The 1,742-nt window shown below is 63.0% G+C and carries 3 protein-coding genes; all 3 read right to left on the bottom strand.

Annotation, left to right across the window (positions count from 1 at the left end; genetic code table 11):
* Positions 1-166: 166 nt before the first annotated feature.
* The 3 genes from pyrR to VGL01_RS24955 are packed head-to-tail and all read right to left on the bottom strand — an operon-like array spanning position 167 to position 1,705.
* The gene (gene pyrR / locus VGL01_RS24965) at positions 167-709 is read right to left on the bottom strand and encodes a bifunctional pyr operon transcriptional regulator/uracil phosphoribosyltransferase PyrR (protein ID WP_331574181.1); all 543 of its coding nucleotides are present in this window, start codon (positions 707-709) and stop codon (positions 167-169) included.
* Positions 696-1,130, bottom strand: a complete 435-nt coding sequence (ruvX, locus tag VGL01_RS24960) for a Holliday junction resolvase RuvX (RefSeq protein WP_173256359.1) — start codon at positions 1,128-1,130, stop codon at positions 696-698. The genes pyrR and ruvX overlap by 14 nt, the downstream gene beginning before the upstream one ends.
* On the bottom strand, positions 1,127-1,705 hold the full coding sequence (locus VGL01_RS24955) for a YqgE/AlgH family protein (protein WP_173256358.1): 579 nt from the start codon (positions 1,703-1,705) through the stop codon (positions 1,127-1,129). The genes ruvX and VGL01_RS24955 overlap by 4 nt, the downstream gene beginning before the upstream one ends.
* Positions 1,706-1,742: the final 37 nt, after the last annotated feature.

Genomic DNA, 1,742 nt, shown 5'->3' with positions numbered 1-1,742 from the left:
TCAGTTGCGGATTGCCCTTCAGGAAACCGTAGCGAAAACGGTCTGCCGAAGTTGCATGGTCGGCCTGCCCCGGGGTGACGGTGTTCATATTCTGCCTGCTGCAAACGTGGGTCGGGTAGCGTGCATGAGCGTGCGCGCGTCAATCGCGTCGATCGCGTCGATCGCGTCAATCGGTACGCGGCTCGGTACGGAAGGTGAAGCGGTCGGTTTCGCCATCGCCATCGCCTTCGCCCTGCGCCTCGCGCACAAGCACGAGCGTGGTGTCGTCGGCGAGCTCCACATGGGCGCCGACGAAACGCGCCGCAATCGGCAACTCCCGGCCGCCGCGCTCCGCCAGCACGGCGAGCTCGATCGCCGCCGGGCGGCCGTAATCGTAGAGTTCGTTGATCGCGGCGCGCACGGTTCGGCCGGTGTACAGCACGTCATCGACGAGCACAATGCGCCGCCCGTCGACATCGAACGGCAACGACGTGGGGCTCGCCTGGCTATGCAGGCCTTTCTTGGCGTAATCGTCGCGATGCAAGGCCACATTGATCACGCCGAACCGCTCGATGCCCAGATCGCTCGCGAGCCGCTTCGCGAGCCACGCGCCGCCGCTATGGATACCCGCCAGCTCCGGCGCGTCGGCACTGCCGAAAAGGTGGCCGTATGCATCGCGGATTTGCGTGAGCAAAACGCGATAAGACGCTTCGGCGTCAATGCAGCTCATCGGAAAGTCCGTCCAGATATTGTTGAAGAATGATGCGGGCCGCTTCGGCATCGATCATGTCGACACGCACGCCGGCATCGCGCAAATCGGCGGCGGCCTGGACCGAGCTGTAGCGCTCGTCGACCCATGCCACCGGGAGATTGAAGCGGCCGTTCAATTGATTGCCGAAACGCTTGGCGAGCCGGGTCATGTCGTGCGGCGTGCCGTCGGGATGCAGCGGCAACCCCACGACGAGTGCATCGGGTTTCCATTCGCCGATCAGCTTGCCGAGCGCTTCGAAACGATACTCGCGGTTCGTGTTCGGCACGACAACCAGCGCGCGCGCCTGACGCGTCAACATATTGCCGACGGCCACGCCGATGCGCTTTTCGCCGTAGTCGAACGCAAGCAGCGTCGCCTCACGCCCGACCGGTTTGCTCATGCGTGCCCTGCGTCACCGGAAAGCATCGATGCGGAGATGCCGAGCAATGCAAGCGCAGCCTCGAAACGCTCTTCCGCCGGCACATCGAACACGATGCGCGGATCGGCTTCCACAGTGAGCCAGCCGTTCTTGGAGATTTCCTCTTCGAGCTGACCCGCACCCCAGCCGGCGTGACCGAGCGTCAGCAAAAAGCGCTGCGGCCCTTTTCCGCTCGCGACGGCCTCGAGCACATCTTTCGAGGTGGTCATTTCGAGGCCGCCCGTGACCGACATCGACGACGTGTAGGCACTGCCCTCGACGGGCTCGTGCAGCACGAAGCCACGCTCGGTCTGCACCGGGCCGCCGAAATAGACGGGCACGTGCAACAGCGGTTCGATTTCGAGTTTGAGATCGATGCGACTGAAAAGCGATTCCAGATCGATGTCGGTCGGCCGGTTGATGACAAGGCCGAGCGCTCCGCGATCGCTGTGATCGCAAAGATAGACCACAGTCCCTGAAAACGTGGGATCGGCCATGTTCGGCATGGCGATCAGGAACTGGTTGGTCAGGTTGATGCGATCGTTACTCTTAGGCATGGTTCGAATTCTAGCAAAGACAGTGCGGGACCGGCCC

This window comes from Trinickia sp., from assembly GCF_036503415.1.
Taxonomy (GTDB): domain Bacteria; phylum Pseudomonadota; class Gammaproteobacteria; order Burkholderiales; family Burkholderiaceae; genus Trinickia.
The sequence above is the reverse complement of the archived record's forward strand: the minus strand, read 5'-3'. Positions and strand labels throughout refer to the sequence as shown.